Annotated in this window: 16 protein-coding genes, 1 tRNA gene and 1 pseudogene; 8 read left to right on the top strand and 10 right to left on the bottom strand. The window is 64.8% G+C overall.

Annotated features, from left to right (window positions below; translation table 11 throughout):
* Positions 1-250: 250 nt before the first annotated feature.
* The 4 genes from ILT44_RS27520 to ILT44_RS27505 all read right to left on the bottom strand — a co-directional run bounded on the left by ILT44_RS27520 (position 251) and on the right by ILT44_RS27505 (position 6,603).
* Entirely contained in the window at positions 251-1,984 is a 1,734-nt protein-coding gene (locus ILT44_RS27520; protein WP_204242804.1) for an NAD+ synthase, read from the bottom strand.
* A 459-nt stretch (positions 1,985-2,443) separates the two neighbouring features.
* Positions 2,444-3,829 carry a class II 3-deoxy-7-phosphoheptulonate synthase gene (locus ILT44_RS27515; protein ID WP_204242803.1) on the bottom strand — a complete coding sequence of 462 codons (1,386 nt, stop codon included), beginning with the start codon at positions 3,827-3,829 and terminating at the stop codon, positions 2,444-2,446.
* A gap of 129 nt (positions 3,830-3,958) precedes the next feature.
* The gene (gor, locus tag ILT44_RS27510; RefSeq protein ID WP_204242802.1) at positions 3,959-5,347 is read right to left on the bottom strand and encodes a glutathione-disulfide reductase; all 1,389 of its coding nucleotides are present in this window, start codon (positions 5,345-5,347) and stop codon (positions 3,959-3,961) included.
* On the bottom strand, positions 5,344-6,603 hold the full coding sequence (locus tag ILT44_RS27505; RefSeq protein ID WP_204242801.1) for an O-antigen ligase family protein: 1,260 nt from the start codon (positions 6,601-6,603) through the stop codon (positions 5,344-5,346). Before ILT44_RS27505 ends, gor begins: the two co-directional genes overlap by 4 nt.
* Positions 6,604-6,727: 124 nt before the next feature.
* On the opposite strand from ILT44_RS27505, the gene ILT44_RS27500 reads away from it, so the two are divergent.
* The 3 genes from ILT44_RS27500 (at position 6,728) to ILT44_RS27490 (ending at position 9,752) form a co-directional block, all read left to right on the top strand.
* Positions 6,728-7,699 (top strand): Bug family tripartite tricarboxylate transporter substrate binding protein, encoded by a 972-nt coding sequence (locus ILT44_RS27500; RefSeq protein WP_204242800.1) that lies wholly within the window; start codon positions 6,728-6,730, stop codon positions 7,697-7,699.
* Positions 7,700-7,768: 69 nt separating this feature from the next.
* Positions 7,769-8,242: a tripartite tricarboxylate transporter TctB family protein gene (locus tag ILT44_RS27495; RefSeq protein WP_204242799.1), complete on the top strand. Its 474-nt coding sequence runs from the start codon at positions 7,769-7,771 to the stop codon at positions 8,240-8,242.
* A 10-nt stretch (positions 8,243-8,252) separates the two neighbouring features.
* Positions 8,253-9,752 (top strand): tripartite tricarboxylate transporter permease, encoded by a 1,500-nt coding sequence (locus ILT44_RS27490; protein WP_204242798.1) that lies wholly within the window; start codon positions 8,253-8,255, stop codon positions 9,750-9,752.
* A gap of 65 nt (positions 9,753-9,817) precedes the next feature.
* Here the strand turns inward: ILT44_RS27490 and ILT44_RS27485 are convergent, their stop codons facing one another.
* The 3 genes from ILT44_RS27485 to ILT44_RS27475 all read right to left on the bottom strand — a co-directional run bounded on the left by ILT44_RS27485 (position 9,818) and on the right by ILT44_RS27475 (position 11,738).
* Complete coding sequence (locus ILT44_RS27485; RefSeq protein ID WP_204242797.1) at positions 9,818-10,318, bottom strand: DUF2059 domain-containing protein; 501 nt, start codon at positions 10,316-10,318, stop codon at positions 9,818-9,820.
* 30 nt (positions 10,319-10,348) lie between these two features.
* Positions 10,349-11,044: a ribose-5-phosphate isomerase RpiA gene (gene rpiA, locus ILT44_RS27480; RefSeq protein ID WP_204242796.1), complete on the bottom strand. Its 696-nt coding sequence runs from the start codon at positions 11,042-11,044 to the stop codon at positions 10,349-10,351.
* A 238-nt stretch (positions 11,045-11,282) separates the two neighbouring features.
* Positions 11,283-11,738, bottom strand: coding sequence for a hypothetical protein (locus ILT44_RS27475; protein ID WP_204242795.1), 456 nt, complete (start codon positions 11,736-11,738; stop codon positions 11,283-11,285).
* Between the two features lie 89 nt (positions 11,739-11,827).
* Here ILT44_RS27475 and ILT44_RS27470 point away from each other — a divergent pair, with 89 nt between their 5' ends.
* Complete coding sequence (locus tag ILT44_RS27470) at positions 11,828-12,529, top strand: HAD family hydrolase (RefSeq protein WP_204242794.1); 702 nt, start codon at positions 11,828-11,830, stop codon at positions 12,527-12,529.
* Between the two features lie 65 nt (positions 12,530-12,594).
* Here ILT44_RS27470 and ILT44_RS27465 read toward each other — a convergent pair.
* Positions 12,595-12,669: transfer RNA gene (locus ILT44_RS27465), tRNA-Val, on the bottom strand.
* A 246-nt stretch (positions 12,670-12,915) separates the two neighbouring features.
* On the opposite strand from ILT44_RS27465, the gene ILT44_RS27460 reads away from it, so the two are divergent.
* Positions 12,916-13,500 (top strand): L,D-transpeptidase, encoded by a 585-nt coding sequence (locus ILT44_RS27460; protein WP_204242793.1) that lies wholly within the window; start codon positions 12,916-12,918, stop codon positions 13,498-13,500.
* 129 nt (positions 13,501-13,629) lie between these two features.
* On the opposite strand, the gene ILT44_RS27455 is transcribed toward ILT44_RS27460, so the two are convergent.
* The gene (locus ILT44_RS27455) at positions 13,630-13,998 is read right to left on the bottom strand and encodes a gamma-butyrobetaine hydroxylase family protein (RefSeq protein ID WP_204242792.1); all 369 of its coding nucleotides are present in this window, start codon (positions 13,996-13,998) and stop codon (positions 13,630-13,632) included.
* 89 nt (positions 13,999-14,087) lie between these two features.
* On the opposite strand from ILT44_RS27455, the gene moaA reads away from it, so the two are divergent.
* The 3 genes from moaA (at position 14,088) to ILT44_RS27440 (ending at position 17,176) form a co-directional block, all read left to right on the top strand.
* Positions 14,088-15,125, top strand: a complete 1,038-nt coding sequence (gene moaA, locus ILT44_RS27450; RefSeq protein ID WP_204242791.1) for a GTP 3',8-cyclase MoaA — start codon at positions 14,088-14,090, stop codon at positions 15,123-15,125.
* A gap of 235 nt (positions 15,126-15,360) precedes the next feature.
* Positions 15,361-16,134: an ABC transporter substrate-binding protein gene (locus tag ILT44_RS27445; protein WP_204242790.1), complete on the top strand. Its 774-nt coding sequence runs from the start codon at positions 15,361-15,363 to the stop codon at positions 16,132-16,134.
* A gap of 175 nt (positions 16,135-16,309) precedes the next feature.
* Complete coding sequence (locus ILT44_RS27440; protein ID WP_204242789.1) at positions 16,310-17,176, top strand: NAD(P)-dependent oxidoreductase; 867 nt, start codon at positions 16,310-16,312, stop codon at positions 17,174-17,176.
* Positions 17,177-17,249: 73 nt separating this feature from the next.
* Here ILT44_RS27440 and ILT44_RS27435 read toward each other — a convergent pair.
* Positions 17,250-18,668, bottom strand: a pseudogene (locus tag ILT44_RS27435) (hypothetical protein); the annotation flags it as partial.

Genomic DNA, 18,668 nt, shown 5'->3' with positions numbered 1-18,668 from the left:
ATGCAGATGCTATGGCGAAGGGAGCCCGGCGGCGCAAGGGGTGAGCATCATTTCCCCTCCCCCTTGCGGGGAGGGGTTAGGGGTGGGGGTGGTCCGACTGGGTGGGCGATCGCGGAGATGACAATCCTCCCTTTCCCACCCGGGAGAGGGGATGCACGGTATATGCCTCATACATTCTGGATGAGCCGCAGTGTTCCGACTTTGCGACCCCCACCCTTCATCCCTCCCCGCAAGGGGGAGGGAAAGAGCCCTACACGTCCATCGAACCCGCGCGTGGCTTGCCGATGGCGCGCTCCAGCGCTTCGTCCTTCTGGTGGGCTGCCAGACCCTGATCGCGGTAGCGATTGACGATGGGATAGCGGCGGTCGCGGCCGAAATTCCGGCGCGTCACCTTCACGCCGGGCGCCGCCTGCCGGCGCTTGTATTCGGCGATGTAGAGCAGGCGCTCCACCTTCTTCACCACCTCGAGATCGTAGCCCTTGGCGACGATCTCCGAGACCCGCAGCTCCTCCTCCACGAGCCCGCGCAGGATCTCGTCGAGATCTTCATAAGGGGGCAGCGAATCCTGGTCCTTCTGGTTCTCGCGCAATTCGGCCGTGGGAGCCTTGGTGAGGATGTTCTCGGGGATCACGATGCCGTCCGGCCCGAGCGCACCCTTCGGCTTCCAGCGGTTGCGCAGGGCGGAGATGCGATAGACCTCCATCTTGTAGAGATCCTTGATCGGGTTGAAGCCGCCGTTCATGTCGCCGTAGATCGTGGCGTAGCCCACCGACATCTCCGACTTGTTGCCGGTGGTCAGCACCATGGAGCCGAACTTGTTCGAGATCGCCATCAGGATCGTGCCGCGGGCCCGGCTCTGGAGGTTCTCCTCCGTGATGTCCCGTTCCCGCCCCGCGAACAGGGGCTGCAACGCGGCCTCGAACCCTTCCACCGGATCGGCGATCGGCAGGATGTCATAGCGCACGCCGAGCGCCTTGGCGCAGTCCTCCGCATCCTTCAGGGATTCGCCGGAGGTGTAGCGGTAGGGCAGCATCACGCAATGCACTCGGCTAGCCCCAAGCGCATCCACCGCCAAGGCGGCGCAGATCGCGGAATCGATGCCGCCGGACAGTCCCAGCACTACGCCGGGGAAGCGGTTCTTCTCGACATAGTCGCGCAGGCCCAGCATGCAGGCAGCGTAATCGGCCTCCTCGCCCTCCTCCACCGTGACGATGGGCGCCTCACGGCAGACCCAGCCCTCCTCACCCTTCTCCCAGGTAGTGAGCGCTATGGTTTCCTCATTGGCGGGCAGCTGGCAGGCAAGCGAGCAATCCGTATTGAGCACGAAGGACGCGCCGTCGAAGACGAGCTCGTCCTGACCGCCGACCTGATTGAGGTAAACGAGCGGCAGGCCGCTCTCCGTCACGCGAGCGGCAGCGATGTTGAATCGCTCCTCGGTCTTGCCGCGCCAGTAGGGCGAGCCGTTCGGCACGAGCAGCATCTCTGCCCCGGTCTCGGCGAGGCATTCGACCACGTCCCCGCTCCAGATGTCCTCGCAGATGGGAAGGCCGAGGCGGATGCCGCGGAAATTGACCGGCCCCGGCAAGGGTCCTGCCTCGAAGTTGCGCTTCTCGTCGAAGACGCCGTAATTCGGCAGGTCGACCTTGAAGCGCACGGAGACCGCGCCGCCGTCGAGGAGCGCATAGGCGTTGTAGAGAAGCCCCTCCTCCCGCCACGGCAGACCGATGAGCATGCCGGGCCCGCCATCCGCCGTCTCGCGGGCGAGCCGCTCGAGGGCGGCGCGGCAGGTATCCTGAAAGGCGGGCTTGAGCACGAGGTCCTCGGCGGGATAGCCCGCAAGGAACTGCTCGGCGAACATCACGATGTCGGCCCCCATCCGGGCGCCCTCGGCGCGGGCCCGGCGCGCCTTCTCTTCGTTGCCGGCCACATCGCCGACGATGGGGTTGAGCTGCGCGAGGGCGATCTTGAGAATATTCTGAGCCATGGCACCTTGAGCATCGGACCTACAAGCGGCGCGTTCTTCAGTGCGGAAACCCGGTCCATCGTTCCGCACGATGCGCTAGGGATTTAGCGCGCTGCCGGATGCGCAGCAATGCAATGGGTAAAGCTTTCCCACGACAGTTAAACGCTGATCGACCCGCCCTGATCCGCCATCCTGCTCAAGTCGCGCGGGGTGTGGGACGCCGGCGGCGAAGGAGCCTCACAAAGCTCAAGCTTTCTGGGAACCCGCAACAGTCCAGTTCGTTATTCCAACACGAAATTACCTGGGAGACTGACATGTTGAAAGGCGGCTTGCTTTGGCTCATCGGCATTCCCCTGCCGATCATCCTTATTCTCTTCTTCATGGGATGGCTGAGCTGAGTTCGAATACCAGTAGAGTAGCGTATGCGTAAAAGAAAAAGGGGCGCTTCCGGCGCCCCTTTTTCTTAAATCGTCCAGCCGGTTATTCCGCCGCCAGGGCGGCCGGTTGTTCCCTTGACTGGCGCTCGCGCTTGATGAGCTCCGAGGTCAGGAATGCAATCTCCAGCGCCTGTTCCGCGTTGAGCCGAGGATCGCAATAGGTATGGTAGCGGTCGCGCAGATCCGCATCGGTGAGCGCGCGGGCGCCGCCGGTGCATTCCGTCACGTTCTTGCCGGTCATCTCCAGGTGGATGCCGCCCGCATGCGTCCCTTCCGCCTGATGGATGCCGAAGAAGTCCTGCACCTCGCCCATGACCCGCTCGAAAGGACGGGTCTTGTAGCCGGACGCCGCCTTGATGGTGTTGCCGTGCATCGGGTCGCAGGACCATACCACGGTGCGGCCTTCCCGCTGCACGGCGCGGATGAGACCCGGCAGGTGATCGCCGACCTTGTCCGCGCCGAAGCGGCAGATCAGGGTGAGGCGGCCCGCCTCGTCTTCGGGATTGAGCGCGTCGATGAGCTTCAGAAGACCATCCGGAGAGAGCGACGGGCCGCACTTGAGGCCGATCGGGTTCTTGATGCCGCGCATGTATTCCACATGAGCATGATCGAGCTGGCGAGTGCGGTCGCCGATCCAAACCATGTGGCCGGAGGTGGCGTACCAGTCGCCGGTCGTGGAATCGACACGGGTCATGGCCTCCTCGTAGCCGAGCAGCAGGGCCTCGTGGCTGGTGTAGAAATCCGTCGAGCGCATCTCGGGATGGGTCTCGGGATCGATGCCGATTGCCCGCATGAAGTTGAGGCTCTCGGTGATGCGCTCGGCGAGCTCGCTGTAGCGTGAGGATTGCGGCGAATCCTTCACGAAGCCCAGCATCCAGCGATGCGCATTCTCGAGATTGGCATAGCCGCCGGTGGCGAAGGCACGGATCAGGTTGAGGGTCGCCGCCGACTGGCGATAGGCCTCGATCTGGCGGCGCGGATCGGGCGTGCGGCCCTCGGGCGTGAAGGCGATGTCGCTGATGATGTCGCCGCGATAGCTCGGCAGCTCGACCCCGTCGATGGTTTCCGTCGGTGCCGAACGCGGCTTGGCGAACTGGCCGGCCACGCGACCCACCTTCACCACCGGCGAACCGCCCGCATAGGTGAGCACCACGGCCATCTGGAGGAAGAGGCGGAAGAAGTCGCGGATGTTGTCGGCCGAATGCTCTGCGAAGCTCTCGGCGCAGTCGCCGCCCTGAAGCAGGAAGGCCTCGCCCTTGGCGACCTTGGCGAGGGTCCGCTTCAGCTTGCGAGCCTCGCCCGCAAACACGAGCGGAGGAAAGGCGGCGAGCTGCTGCTCGACGCTCTCAAGCGCCTCAAGATCCGGATAGGCCGGAACCTGCTGGATCGGCCTGCTTCTCCAGCTGCCGGGCGTCCACCGCTCAGTCATGACACTTACCCCCGTGTCCGTTCTTCAATGCTCATCGTGCACCGCAACAAGCGGCATGAAACGGCACCTATACACGACATAAATAAAAAGGCGAGTGCATAGGAGCCATGCTCCGGTGCGACGATTCCGTCACCCCACCGCCACGGGCTTCTTGACCACCGCGGGCGTCCGCATGGTCACCAGTTCCTCCGCTGCCGTTGGGTGAACCGCGACGGTGCGGTCGAAATCGGCCTTGGTGGCGCCCATGGTGACCGCGATTCCGGCAAGCTGGATCATCTCGCCCGCGTCATGGCCCATGATGTGGACGCCCACGACCTTGTCGGTGGCCTTGTCGACGATGAGCTTCATAAAGACCCGGTCCTTGCCGCCCGAAAGCGTCGCCTTCATGGGCCGGAAGGCGGTCTTGTAGACGTCGATCTCGCCATAGATCGCCCGGGCGGCCCCCTCGCCGCAGCCGATCACGCCGATCTCCGGGGTCGAGAAGACGGCGGTGGGGATCAGGTCGTGGTCGACGATGGTAGGCTTGCCCCCGAAGACGGTATCCGCGAAGGCATGCCCCTCGCGGATGGCAATCGGGGTCAGGTTCGCCCGGTTGGTGACGTCGCCCACCGCATAGATCGAGGGGATAAGGGTCTGGGAATAGGCGTCCACCGGGATCGCCCCGACCTCATCGACCGTGATCCCTGCCGTCTCCAGACCGAGCCCCTGGGTGTTGGGACGCCGCCCGGTGGCGACGAGAACCTGATCGACGGTGAGGGTCGAGCCGTCGGACAGGGTCGCGACGATGCCCTCCCCTGCCTTCTCCAGGCTCGTGAGGGTCCGGCCCAGGGCGATGTTGATGCCGCGTTGGGCATAGGCCTCTCCCAGGGCATCGCGCACGTCGTCATCAAACCCGCGCAGGAGCTTATCGCCACGGTGCAGGAGCGTGACCTCGCTGCCGATCCCGGCGAAGACACCGGCGAACTCGACGGCGATATAGCCGCCGCCGACGACGAGGATACGCTTCGGCTGGCTCTTCAGATGAAAAACCTCATTCGAGGTGATGCCGAGCTCGCCGCCGGGGATGACGGGCTCCAGGGTCGGATGAGCGCCGACCGCCACCAGAATATAGCGGGCGCGGATGCGCGCGCCGGTCTTGAGCACATGGACCGTATGCGCATCCTCGATCACGGCCCGGCTGTCGACGATCTCGACGCCGGCCTTTTCCAGGTTTGCCCGGTAGATCCCCTCCAGCCGGTCGATCTCCCTGTCCTTGTTGCGGATCAGGGTCGCCCAGTCGAAGCGCGTCTCCCCGACGCTCCAGCCGAAGCCCTCGGCCTCGTGGAACTCATCGGCGAAGCGGCTCGCATACACCATCAGCTTCTTGGGCACGCAGCCGCGGATCACGCAGGTTCCGCCGACGCGGTACTCCTCCGCCAGCAGGACCTTCGCCCCATAGCCAGCTGCAATCCGGGCCGCGCGCACGCCGCCGGACCCGCCTCCGATGACGAAGAGGTCCACATCGAATGAGGTGGTCATGGGGCGGTCTCCGATCGAAGCCTGTTCACTGCAATAAGCCATATAATGGCTGAACCGAGAGAAGCAGCCCACCAGCCCTGCCAAGCTCCGTGCCCCACGAGGGCCACCGGCGCGGCGCCGGCGATCAGAGCCAGAGACATGGTCCCGATGGGATGAGGCTGCAGGGCGAAATAGTAGAGGATCAGAAAGATGATCCCGAGAGCGAGAGCGGCTCCTACGGCACCGAGTTCGGTCCAGATCTGCAGCGCCGCGTTATGCGGATGGCCGATGGCCAGCATGCGCCGCTGCTTGGCCGGCACTTTCTTGGCAACCGCCGTCTCGGCCATATGAGGGCTCACATTGAAGCCTCCGCCCATGAACGGCTGCTTGCGCACGGCCGCTCCAAAGCTGCTCCAGAGCGCGACCCTCTCGCGGGAATGGCCGCTGGCCAGAAGCCGATGCATGGATGCAGGCATCACGGAGCTAGTGACCGGCCCGACGATGGGTGAAATCCCCAGGGCGGCCAGGAATACGATCGCCGCCAGCCCACAGGTCAGGCGCGGCGCATACCAGCCGAACGGCACGACCAAGCCGATGACGATCAGGCCGAGAACGGCTGCGTCGCTTTCCGAGTGGAGCGCTGTAGCGGCAAACACGAGGAGCAAGCCGAGGCCGTAGAGCCAGCCCCGAGAATTTTGCCCAAGATACCAGGCGACCAGCGGGGGAACCAGCATCAGCAGGGTCAGCACGGAGCGGTTGAAGATGAAGGTATCGGCCCGCAGGCCGATCTCCCGGCGGAGAGCGAGGCCCGTCCCGAGTTCCACCAGAATCATGATGCAGGCGAGCAGGAACGCGCCCGTCAGGATCTTGAACATCCCCCGGGGGATCTGCGGGGCAAGCGTCAGGGACAGGACGAAAACGGCAGTAATGGGAAGCCAGAACTCCCCAAATCCCAACAATGACGTCATCCTGAACTCGCTCCAGCCGATGGAGGCGAAGCACCAGCCGGAGAAGATCAGGACAGCAATGCCTAAAGGTGAACTCAGAACCGATCCCGCTTCCCGCAGGAACTGGCGCAATCTCCCCTCCGCCGCCACGGCCGCCAAGGCGAGAGCGGCGCTCACACCCACGAAGGTCGGGCTGGAGCGATGGGCGATCACCATGCCCACAGGCGTGATGGCGAGAACGAGCGCGGACGCGCGCCACAATCCGTGAGCCAGCCGAGCCTGGCCGGCCGATCCGAAACTGTCGGGAAAGGTCGTCTCAGAGAGTTTCATGGCAAGGCTCTTACGCGATGGTTCAACAACGATAAAGGACCAAGCGCTTGCTCCCCCGAAAAACCGGCCTTAGGGTCTGGCGAAGGACGCTGCGACCTCATGTCAGCGTCGATGGAGGATATGTATGAGCCAGTTTCGCAAGGGTCTTTGGCGCAGCGCACTTGCCGCGGCCGCCGTGGCCGGCTTCGTGACATCGGCAGCCGCTCAGATGGAGCTCAAGATCATGGCTCCGGCTGCTCCCGGCGGCGGCTGGGATCAGACCGCCCGCTCCATGCAGCAGGCCTTGACCCAATCCGGCATCGCCAAGAGCGTGCAGGTCACCAACGTCCCGGGCGCCGGCGGCTCCATCGGCATCGCTCAGCTCGTCAACAATTCCAAGGGCGACGGCAACCAGCTCATGGTGATGGGCTACGTCATGGTGGGCGCGCTCCTTACCAACAAGTCGCCAGTCACCCTCGATCAGACAACGCCCATCGCCCGCCTGACGACGGAATACGAGGCGATCGTGGTGCCAGCCGACTCGCCGATCAAGAACGCGAAGGATCTCGCTGCAGCCATCAAGGCCGATCCGGCCAAGGTGACCTGGGCGGGCGGCTCGGCAGGCGGCGTCGACCACATTGCGGCAGCCCTCTTCGCCAAGGCGGCGGGAGCCGATCCGACCAAGATCAACTACATTCCCTTCTCCGGCGGCGGCGAGGCTCTGGCGGCCATCCTCGGCGGCAAGGTGACGGCGGGCATTTCGGGTTATGGCGAGTTCGAAAGCCAGGTGAAGGCCGGCAAGCTGCGTCTCATCGGCCTGACCTCGGCCAAGAAGACGGCCAATGTGGACGTGCCCTCCATCAAGGAGCAGGGCATCGACCTTGAGATCGCCAACTGGCGCGCGGTGGTGGCCGCTCCCGGCATCTCCGCCGACCAGAAGAAGGCCCTGACGGATGCCATGGACAAGCTGGCGAAGTCCAAGGAATGGCAGGAAAATCTGAAGGCCAAGGGCTGGGAAGACGCCTATATCTCGGGCGACGCCTTTACCAAGATTCTCGGCGAGGAACAGACCCGCACCAAGGAAGTGCTCACCGCCGTGGGTCTGGTGAAGTCCTAAGCTTCAACCTAGAATGACGTCCAGAGCGCCGCGTTCTCGAAGCGCGGCGCTTCTTTTTCAGGAATGGCCATGACCTCATCCTCCCAGCGGCGCATCGACGTGGCCGGCCTCGTCATCGCACTCGTTCTCCTCGCCCTCGCCGGACTGGTCTGGTGGGACATGAGCAAGCTTCAGATCCTGTCCCCCTACGATCTCGGCCCGAAGGTCATGCCCATCGTCGTCTCCGGAGGCCTCACGCTGCTCGCCATCGGCAACGCCATCGGGGCTTTCCGTGGAGACCTTCCCGCCCGCGACACCCTTGATTGGAAGCCGATCATCCTGATCCTCGGGGCGCTTGCCTGCCTGATCGTCCTGATCCGGTTCGGCGGCGGCTTCATGATCGGGACAGCCCTGCTGTTCGCAGCTACCTCGACGGCCTTCGGACGCCGGGCCTTCGTCACCGATTTCATCATCGGTGCGGTCATCGCCGTCTTCGTTTACGTGCTCTTTGCCAAGCTCCTGACCCTGTCCTTGCCGGCAGGGCCTCTTGAGCGCCTGTTCTGAGGCCCCCGCCATGGAAGCTTTCGTCTCCCTCGCCGGCGGCCTTGCCGTCGCCATCCAGCCGGCGAACCTGCTCTTCGCGCTCATCGGCGTTCTTCTCGGCACTGCCGTCGGCGTGCTGCCCGGCATCGGCCCGGCGCTCACCGTGGCCCTCCTCCTGCCGATCACCTTCAAGCTCGATCCGGCGGGCTCGATCATCATGTTCGCCGGCATCTATTACGGCGGCATGTATGGCGGCTCGACCACGGCCATCCTCATCAACACGCCGGGCGAAAGCGCCTCCATGGCGACGGCGCTCGAAGGCAACCAGATGGCCAAGGCCGGCCGTGGCGGCCCTGCGCTCGCCACCTCGGCCATCGGCTCCTTCGTGGCAGGCACCATCGCGACGCTGGGCCTGACCTTCCTCGCCCCTTATCTTGTCGACATCGCCGTGAGCTTCGGGCCTGAGGATTACTTCGCCCTGATGGTCGTGGCCTTCGTCACCGTCTCGGCCACCTTCGGCGATTCGCCCGTCCGCGGCCTCACGAGCCTGTTCATCGGCCTCATGCTGGGACTGGTGGGCATCGACATCCTCTCCGGTCAGTCCCGCCTGAGCTTCGGCGTGCCGGAACTCTATGACAACATCGAAGTCACGACCCTGGCGGTCGGCCTCTTTGCCGTGGGCGAGGCGCTCTATGTCGCCTCCCGGCGGCACGTCCACGAGGAGAAGCTCGAGGCCGTGCGCGGCTCCCTCTGGATGACCAAGGAGGATTGGAAGCGCTCGTGGAAGCCCTGGCTGCGGGGAACCATGTTCGGCTTCCCGATCGGCGCGCTTCCGGCCGGCGGTGCGGAGATTCCGACCTTCCTGTCCTACTCGACCGAGAAGCGGCTGACGAAGTATCCGGAAGAGTTCGGCAGGGGTGCCATTGAAGGCGTGGCCGGCCCGGAGGCCGCCAACAATGCGGCGGCTGCCGGGACGCTCGTGCCGCTGCTGACGCTGGGCCTTCCCACCTCTGCCACCGCGGCCATGCTGCTCGCCGGCTTCCAGCAATACGGCCTCAATCCCGGTCCCCTGCTCTTCGCGGACCAGCCCAAACTCGTCTGGGGCCTCATCGCCAGCCTGTTCATCGCCAATACCATGCTGCTGGTGCTGAATCTGCCGCTGGTCGGCCTGTGGGTCAGGCTGCTCGCGATCCCGCAGCCCTGGCTCTATGCGGGCATCCTGGTCTTTGCCACGATGGGCACGATTGCGGCCAACCCGTCGCCGGTGGAACTCATCATGCTGGCCGTCTTCGGCGTGCTCGGCTTCCTGATGCGGCGCTTCGATTTTCCGATCGCGCCGGTCGTGGTCGGCTTGATTCTAGGGCCCATCGCCGAGAGCCAGCTGCGGCGGGCGCTGTCGATCAGCCTCGGCGATCCGATGGTGCTCCTGCAGAGCCCGATCTCGGCGACGCTTCTCACTATTGCCCTGATCGCCCTCATCCTGCCCTTCTTCCTCAAGGGCCTTGGCCGCTTCAGGGCCGTCGAGGATTGACCTTCAAAAGAAAAGGCCCGGGACATTCCCGGGCCTTTTGCTTGGTGTGTGGCTGCGAGCGCAGCTTACTGCAGCTGGTGTCCGCGCTTGTTCATCTCCTCGCGAGCGCGAGTCATGACGAACTGGGCGGTCTGCTGCGTCCAGGTGGCGAGATCCCGCACGATGTCGTCGAGAACGCCGGGCTGGACCTGAACATACTTGGCGCCCGCGGCCGACTTGTAGAAGGCTGCGATCTCCTTCAGCTCGGACTCGGACAGGCGGCTGGCGAAAGCCCTGGCCGCATTGTCGACCATCTTCTGCTTCTGCTGGTCGAGCTCGGGCCGGATCTGGGCTACGACCTGGATGAGGTCATTCTTGATCTCGGGGCGGGTGACGTTCATCTGCTGCAGCTGGTCGAGGAACGGCTCGACCATGGCATCGAACGACCGGGTCATGCCGGAGCCGATGGCGACTTCGCGGGCAAGAGCGAGATGGCTGGCGCTCGGCTGGCTTTGCGCGAAGGCAGAGCTTGCGAGCATGAACAGGGCGACCGAGGTCGCGGCCAGGCGTGAGGCGTTGCGGATCATGAATGTGGCTCCAATCGTCATGGCTTTTGGTCAGAGCTGACCGAGTTCGACGAGCCCGTCAGCCGTGGCGAGGATCGCGCCGGTGGCAAGGCCCAGGAAAAGACCGTGCTCGACGACGCCGGGAATATTGTTCAGCGTCGAGGCAAGCACGTTCGGCTTGTCGATGCGCCCGAGATGCGCATCGAGAATGAAATGGCCGCCATCCGTCACGTACGGTGCACCGTCGGCAGCGTGCCGGAGGCGCAGCTCGCCGGTCATGGACAGGGAATCGAGCAGCCTGGCGATCGCCCGCTCGGTGGCCGTGAGGCCGAAGGGAACCACCTCGATGGGAAGCGGAAAGCGGCCGAGCTTCGGGACGTGCTTCGATCCATCGGCGATGACGATCATCCGCTGGCTCGCGGAAGCCACGATCTTCTCCCGCAGGAGCGCACCGCCGGCCCCCTTGATCAGGCGCAGGTCGTCATCGAGTTCGTCGGCGCCGTCGACCGTCAGGTCGAGGTCCGGGGTCTCGTCGAGGGTCGTCAGGGGAATGCCCTCGCGCTGGGCCTGGTCACGGGTCCTCTCGGAGGTCGGAACCCCCACGACCTTCAGCCCGCCCCGGACACGCTCGCCGATGGCCGCGACGAAATGAGCCGCCGTCGAGCCGGTGCCGAGGCCCAGCCTCATGCCGTCGGTGACGAGCTGGGCCGCCCTTTCGGCTGCTGCGCGTTTGAGAGTGTCGCTCACGAATATCCTCTAAAACAAGGGAGGCGCCCTGGCTGGAGGGCCTTATGGCCCGCCTCTAAAGCATCGGACCCAAAAGTGGAAACCACTTTTGGGATCGAATCCGATGCTTTCTGCTTGATGAGAGCATCGTTAGCGCGGAAAACCGGACCCACTTTTCCGCACGATGCTCTAGCATGCCGGAGCGCCTGGAAGAAAGAAGGTTTCACGGGTGAATGGCCTGACGACCCCATAAACGGCTTCAGGGACGCTGCGGCGAGGCTCCCGTGCCTGGGCCGACGCTGGGCGTGGCCACCGGAGCGGCTGCCGAGGACGTCGCCGGCGACGGGGTCGTCTGAGGCGTGCACACCACCCGCTCGTCGAACACGTAACAGATGCTCATCTGGCCGGTGCGGAAATTGACCCGGAAGACGCCCCCTTCCCGTTCATGGCGTGAGGCGACGAGCCCGTATTCGCTCGGAACCTGGGGCCCTGCGCCTTCGCCTGCGCTGAAGCACAATGTCACCCCGATCGTGCCTTCCTGGAGGCCATATTGGCAGGAGCTCACCTCGCCTGTGATCCGATCGATCCTATAAATACGGTTCAGGTCGGTCTGGGGAGCGGGCACAAAGTCATAGGGTGCAGCCTGGGCGGAAGCGGAGAAGCCTCCCAGCGCCAGGGCTGCAAAAATTATCGCCGCGGAACCAGAAGGCCGCATTCAACACTCCATTCGGTAAGAACGAATCAACCTTGAGACCATATCATCCCATGCTTGATTCCCTTGCCCTCAGCAGGTAGCCGACCTTCATGGCCATTGATACCCCGCACAACGTCTCGCCCATCGCTGTCTTCGACCTCGATGGAACCTTGGCAGACACGGCCGGCGACCTCGTCGGAACCCTGAACGTGATCCTCAGGCGGGAGGGCTTGTCCCCCCTGCCGGTCGAGAAGGCCCGCGACATGATCGGCGCGGGCGCCAGGGCCCTGATCCAGCGCGGCTTCGAGGCGGCCGGCAAGGAGCTGACACCGGCCTATCTCGACGAGCTGTTCCGCCAGTTCATGGTGCATTACGGAGAGAACATCCGTGTCGAGACCCGGCTCTACCCGGGCGTGGCCTCGGCCCTCGACCGGCTGGAACAGGCAGGCTTCATCCTGGCGGTCTGCACCAACAAGGTCGAGGAGCACTCGGTCAAGCTCCTGCACGAACTCGGCGTCGGCCATCGCTTTGCAGCCAATTGCGGCCGCGACACCTTCCCCTATTTCAAGCCGGACCCACGCCACCTGACCCTCACCATCGAGCGGGCGGGCGGCTCTCCAGCACGGGCTGTGATGATCGGGGATTCGCGGACGGATATCGTGACCGCGCGGAACGCCGGCATCCCGGTCGTCGCCGTTCCCTTCGGCTACACGGACGTCCCGGTGCGAGATCTGGGGCCGGATCTCGTCATCAACCACTTCGATGAGCTGTTTTCCGGAATACAGCGCCTCATGAGGCCCCTGGCTGCATGACATGAGGCAGCGATGCGCACCGCAGGGTGCACACGAACTTGTGAAGCTTGTCTGTCAGGAAGAAATGGTGGGCGCGACAGGGATTGAACCTGTGACCCTTCGCGTGTGAAGCGAATGCTCTCCCGCTGAGCTACGCGCCCTGACAAGGGCCTTCTAAAGGCGCAAAGGGTTCTGCGTCAAGCCAAAGAAGCAGCCAAGCCGGCAAGTATTTTACGACCCGAATTGTGGCGCCTTGGCCTTAACGGCTCGGTTACGATGTGGCGAAATCGGGGCCGGTCGCCACTAGGATTTTATGAAAAAACCCTGTTAATCCATGGATCCGAAGCGGGGCTGTTGCGTTGAGCAATTACGGGCCCGCCACCAAACATGTTCAAACCGAGGCAATTATGGGACGCACTCGCGCTGCCCTCTCCGGGCTTGCCTGCGCCTTCGTCGCAATGGCGACGCCGGCTGCGGCATTTACGGCTATCGATCCCCTCACCCGCCAGCCGTTGTACAGCGCTGAAGAGACGTACAGGGCACAGGCTTCCGCCGTCCCGCGCGAGATCGTCTCCTTCGACGGCCGTTATGCGCCCGGCACCATCGTGGTCTCGACCAGCCAGCGCCGCCTCTGGTACGTGCTCGGCAGCGGGCAGGCCGTTCAATACGGCGTCGGCGTCGGCCGCCCCGGCTTCACCTGGGCCGGCACCCATTCCATCACCATGAAGCGCGAGTGGCCGGATTGGCGCCCGCCGTCGGCCATGCTCAAGCGCCGCCCCGACCTGCCGCGCTACATGAAAGGCGGCCCGGACAACCCGCTCGGCGCCCGCGCCATGTATATCGGCAGCACGATCTACCGGATCCACGGCTCGAACGAGCCGGAGACCATCGGCGAGGCCGTCTCCTCGGGCTGCATCCGCATGACCAACGAGGACGTCACCGACCTCTACAGCCGCGCCAGGGTCGGCGCGAGGGTCGTGGTTCTGCGTTAAGGCGAATTCACCCTTCTGACACGTCATGGCCGGGCTCGTCCCGGCCATCCACGTTTCAAGCGGACAAGACGTGGATCCCCGGAACAAGTCCGGGGATGACGTGTGAATGATCGGTCTCAGGAGTCGTTTTCACCGCACCCGGTCGCGCGACAGTCCCTTTGCCGTCAGCTCGTCGAGATAGGCCTGCCACTTCTCCCCCTGCTCGACGCCGAGCCGGTAGAGATAATCCCAGCCGTAGATCCCAGTGTCATGCATATCGTCGAAGATAAGCTTGACGGCGTAGTTCCCGACCGGCTCCACGCCGATGATCGCCACGTCGCGCTTGCCTGGCACCGTCCTGCGCTCGGCGGGGCTATGGCCCTGAACCTCGGCCGAGGGGCTGGTCACCCGCAGATACTCGGCCGGGAGATCGAAGGCAGTGCCGTCGTCGAAGGCGATGCGCAGGCTGCGCTTGTCCTTGGAGAGGCGCAGCTCCGTCGGCCAGCGCTCGGATGTCATGGCTCGCCCTTTCTCTGGTTGGCATTGACGCTCAGTGCGCGATGATTAGGTTGGAGGCAAGGCTTCCTTCGAACGAGAGCGTGCTCCCCATGAGGGCCACTTCGGCTCAGCTTGAGACATCCGACGCCGGCCGCTCCCTTCTGGATCCGTTCGGCCGGGCGATCACCTATCTGCGCGTCTCGGTGACGGACCGGTGCGATTTCCGCTGCGTCTATTGCATGTCCGAGGACATGGCGTTCCTGCCCAAGCGCGACCTGCTGACCCTCGAGGAGCTCGACCGCATCTGCTCCGTCTTCGTGGCCCGAGGCGTGCGCAAGCTGCGCATCACCGGCGGCGAGCCCCTGGTGCGGCGGGACATCATGACCCTCTTCGGCTCCCTCTCCCGCCATCTGGATGCGGGCGCCCTCGACGAGCTCACCGTCACCACTAACGGCTCGCAGCTGGCCCGTCACGCGAAGGATCTGGCGGCCTGCGGCGTGAGGAGGATCAACGTTTCCCTGGACACCCTCGACCCGGACAAGTTCCGGCGCATTACCCGCTGGGGCGATCTCGCCAAGGTGCTGCACGGGCTCGATGCCGCGCAAGGAGCGGGGCTGAAGGTCAAGATCAACACCGTTGCGCTCAAGGGCGTCAACGAGGACGAGCTGGAGGCACTGCTGGAATGGGCCCATGGCCGCGGCATGGACCTGACGCTCATCGAGGTGATGCCGCTGGGTGAGATCGACGGTGAGCGCGTTGACCAGTTCCTTCCCCTCTCCCTGATCCGCGCCCGGCTGGGAACCAGGTACACCCTGGAGGATCTCGACGACCGGACGGGGGGGCCTGCCCGCTATGTGCGGGTGAAGGAGACAGGCGGGCGGCTCGGCTTCATCACCCCGATGACGCACAACTTCTGCGAAAGCTGCAACCGGGTGCGGGTGACCTGCACGGGCCAGCTCTTCATGTGTCTCGGCCAGGAGGATGCAGCCGATCTCCGGGCGCCGGTGCGCGCCTCAGAGAGCAACGACCTGCTCGAACAGGCCATCGTGGAGGCGATTGCCCGCAAGCCCAAGGGGCACGATTTCATCATCGACCGGCGCCATTTCCGCCCGGCGCTGAACCGCCATATGAGCGTCACAGGCGGCTAGCGCATCGTGCGGACCTCCGGTCCGCCCTGAACGATGCGCTGCTTAAGGAAGGGAGCATCGAATGGGGCCCAAAAGTGCAAATCCACTTTTGGGTCCGATGCTCTAGAGCTGTTCTTTTACTATCTCCAGAAAGTAGTGAGACAGCCTGTCATTTGACTGTTCAGTATTTTCCAGTGATATCAAGCTCAACTATTTGGGCTGGGCGGCCGTGAACGTACTCGGTTTTGGACGAAAATTGACACTTGTCGTGGGCATGCTGCTCGGGCTCGGCTCGAGCCCGAGCCTGTCGCAGGCACCTGATCCTGCGCCGAAACCCGCAATCCGCATCGCCATCGAAGGCGCCTACCCACCCTTCAACTTCATCGATTCCAACCAGGAGCTGCAGGGCTTCGAGGTCGATCTGCTCAAGAGCCTGTGCGAGGCCATGAAGGCTCAATGCGAGCTCGTGCAGCATGAATGGGACGGCATCATCAAGGGCCTCGTGAACCGGGAATACGATGCGATCATGTCGTCGCTGGAGATCACGGAGCGGCGCCAGAAGAGGATCGCGTTCTCGGATCCCTATTATCGGATCCCCGCCGTGTTCATCGGCTCGAAGGAGACGGCTCCCGGTGCGGTGTCGCCCATGGCGCTGGCAGGCAAAAAGATCGGCACCATCGAGCGGACCGATCACGAAGCCTACCTGAAAACCTATTACAAGAAAGCCGAGGTCATCCTCTATGCCAAGGCGGAGGAAGCCAATCTCGATCTCCTCGTCGGGCGCATCGATGCCGTCTTCGCGGACGAGCTGCTTCTGGCGAAATTTCTCGAGACGCGGGAAGGAGGCTGCTGCCATATCCTCGGCGATGCGCCGGCGGAGCCAGCCTACAAGCGCGAGGCCTATGGCGTCGGCCTGCGCAAGGAGGACGAAGCCCTCCGGGACCAGTTCAACCGCGCCATCGCCCAGGTGAAGAGCGACGGCACCTACGACCGGATCCGGGCCAAATATTTTTCCTTCGACATCAAGTAGAGCCGTTTGACCTGAGCGTCCCGCCTTCCTAGAGCATCGGACCCAAAAGTGGATTTGCACTTTTGGGATCCATCCGATGCTCCCTTCCTTAAGCAGCGCATCGTTCTCTGCGGAAAACCGGGTCCACTTTTCCGCACGATGCGCTAGAACCGGGTAGGATTTTAAGGAGCGGACGATGGCGAAGGTTGCATTCCTCGGTCTTGGCGTGATGGGCTATCCCATGGCGCGTCACCTCAAGGAGAAGGGCCACGAGGTGACGGTCTACAACCGCACCCGTGCGAAGGCGGACAAGTGGGTGTCGGAGCATGGCGGACGCGCCGCCGGGACCCCGCGCGAAGCGGCCCAGGGCCAGGAGATCGTCTTCGCCTGCGTCGGCAACGACGACGACCTGCGCCAAGTGACGCTCGGTCCGGACGGCGCCTTCGAGGGCATGAGCGCAGGCTCGATCTTCGTCGATCACACCACGGCCTCGGCGGAAGTGGCGCGCGAGCTCTACGCCGCCGCCCGGGACAAGGGCTTCGCCTTCATCGACGCTCCGGTCTCTGGCGGTCAGGCGGGCGCGGAAAACGGCGTTCTCACGGTGATGTGCGGCGGTGACGCCGAGGTCTACGCCAAGGCAGAGCCGGTGATCATGAGCTTTGCCCGCGCCTCCCGCCTCTTAGGTCCCGCAGGCTCCGGCCAGCTCACCAAGATGATCAACCAGATCTGCATCGCCGGCCTCGTGCAGGGCCTCGCCGAGGGCATTCATTTCGGCAAGAAGGCGGGCCTCGACATCGAGGCGGTGCTCGAGGTGATCTCGAAGGGCGCCGCCGGCTCCTGGCAGATGGAGAACCGCGGCCAGACCATGAACCAGGGCAAGTTCGACTTCGGATTTGCCGTCGACTGGATGCGCAAGGACCTGTCCATCGTTCTGGACGAGGCGCGCAAGAACGGCGCCAGCCTCCCGGTCACGGCCATCGTCGACCAGTTCTATGCCGAGGTCCAGAAGATGGGCGGCAAGCGTTGGGACACGTCAAGCCTGATCGCCCGGCTCGACAAGTAATCGCCTCGTCTCACCCGAAAGCCTGAAACATAAGCGCCGGAGCTTTCAGGCTCCGGCGCTTTGCTTTGAGAGGTTAGCGCTCCGGAGGACAGGGCCGTCCGGGCAGGCAGCGCTGCGGACGGTTGTCGCCTCCCTGCCGCCTGGCCGCTTCCGGTGCGGGGCGAAGCTGGGGCGGCCTGTCCATGTCACGCCCCGGGCGGGGCTGGCCTATCGCTCTGGGCGGTTCGAAGGCTCGCTCCGGCCGCGACGGCATTTGCATGCGCGGCATCGGCCTGGGCTGGAACGCGGGCGGCTCGGGGCGCTCGATGCGACCTGCCCCACGCGGCGCCAGGCGCTCCTCCTGGAACTGGCGGGCCCGCCTTTCGGCTCTGTCGATCTCCCGGGGTGCAAAGTCCCGCGGGAGCCGCATGGCCGGCGGGCGCTCCGGACGGCCTTCATCGAGCAGCGGCGGCCGCATTGCGCGAGCGGGCCGCTCCCCGTCCAGCCTCTCGAGGGATGCAGGCCGTTCCATCCGTGGGCGGCGCACATCGTCCTCGTCGCGGCGCGGGTGACGGTCCTCCAGCTGCGGCAGCCCTATCGGCGGCCGAGCGATTGCCGGGACCTCCCGGTCGGGCCTGTCCGGTCTGGTGCGAGGATCCCGGCGCTCCGGCTCGCGTCCAGCCCTGTCCCGATCCGGACGCTCACGATCGATTTCGATCCGAGGCCTGTCGGGTCTCGGCTGGCGCGGGAGAATCTCGTCGGCATCGAATCTCGGATCCCCAAATCTTGGATTCCCTGCGCGCCCTGCATCCCGAACAGGAGCCTCGGGACGGATCTGACGCGGGCGCTCCTGCCGGTCACCGATGAGCGGGATCGGACGGGACGGGATACGGTCGGGCCGCACGCGTGGCGGCTCGCCCGGACGAGCGCCCCTCTCGTCACGGGGTGCTCTCGGATTGACCGAAATCGGGATCGGCTCGAGGGGCGCGGCCAGTCCGGGCTGGCGCGGCACGCGGGGTCGCTCGGGAAGCACGCGACCACGCGGTCGCGGGCCGCGGCCATCGCCGGCATCGTAGATTGGCGGAGCCGAGACCGGAATGGCGACCGGGCCCCGCGGCGTCCTGGGGGCGATCGGCTGGTAGAAGTGCCGAGGCGGACGCGCCCAGTAAGGAACGGGGATCGCTACCGGAATCGGCAGCATGCCGGCCATGATGGGCGGCGGCGGCGGTTCGCGGATGATGGTGATGAACTCCTCATCGTCCTCATCCCGCGGCGGCAGGAGATAGACCGGCACACGCGGCGGACCCACGTCGCGGATGATCGTCACGACCTCCACAACCTCGACGCGCTCCACGTCCAGAGGCGGCGGCAGGTCATCGAAGATCACCTCCTCGAAGACCGGCGGCGGAGCGTAGGGCGCCGAGAGGCGCGCGAGCCTGCGCCGGCAATCGGCCGCATGGGGACCATTGGGATATCGGCGCAGGTATGTCCAGTAGGCCTCCCGCGTGTTGCG

Origin of the sequence: Microvirga arvi (genome assembly GCF_016892765.1) — a bacterium.
GTDB lineage: Bacteria > Pseudomonadota > Alphaproteobacteria > Rhizobiales > Beijerinckiaceae > Microvirga > Microvirga arvi.
The sequence above is the reverse complement of the archived record's forward strand: the minus strand, read 5'-3'. Positions and strand labels throughout refer to the sequence as shown.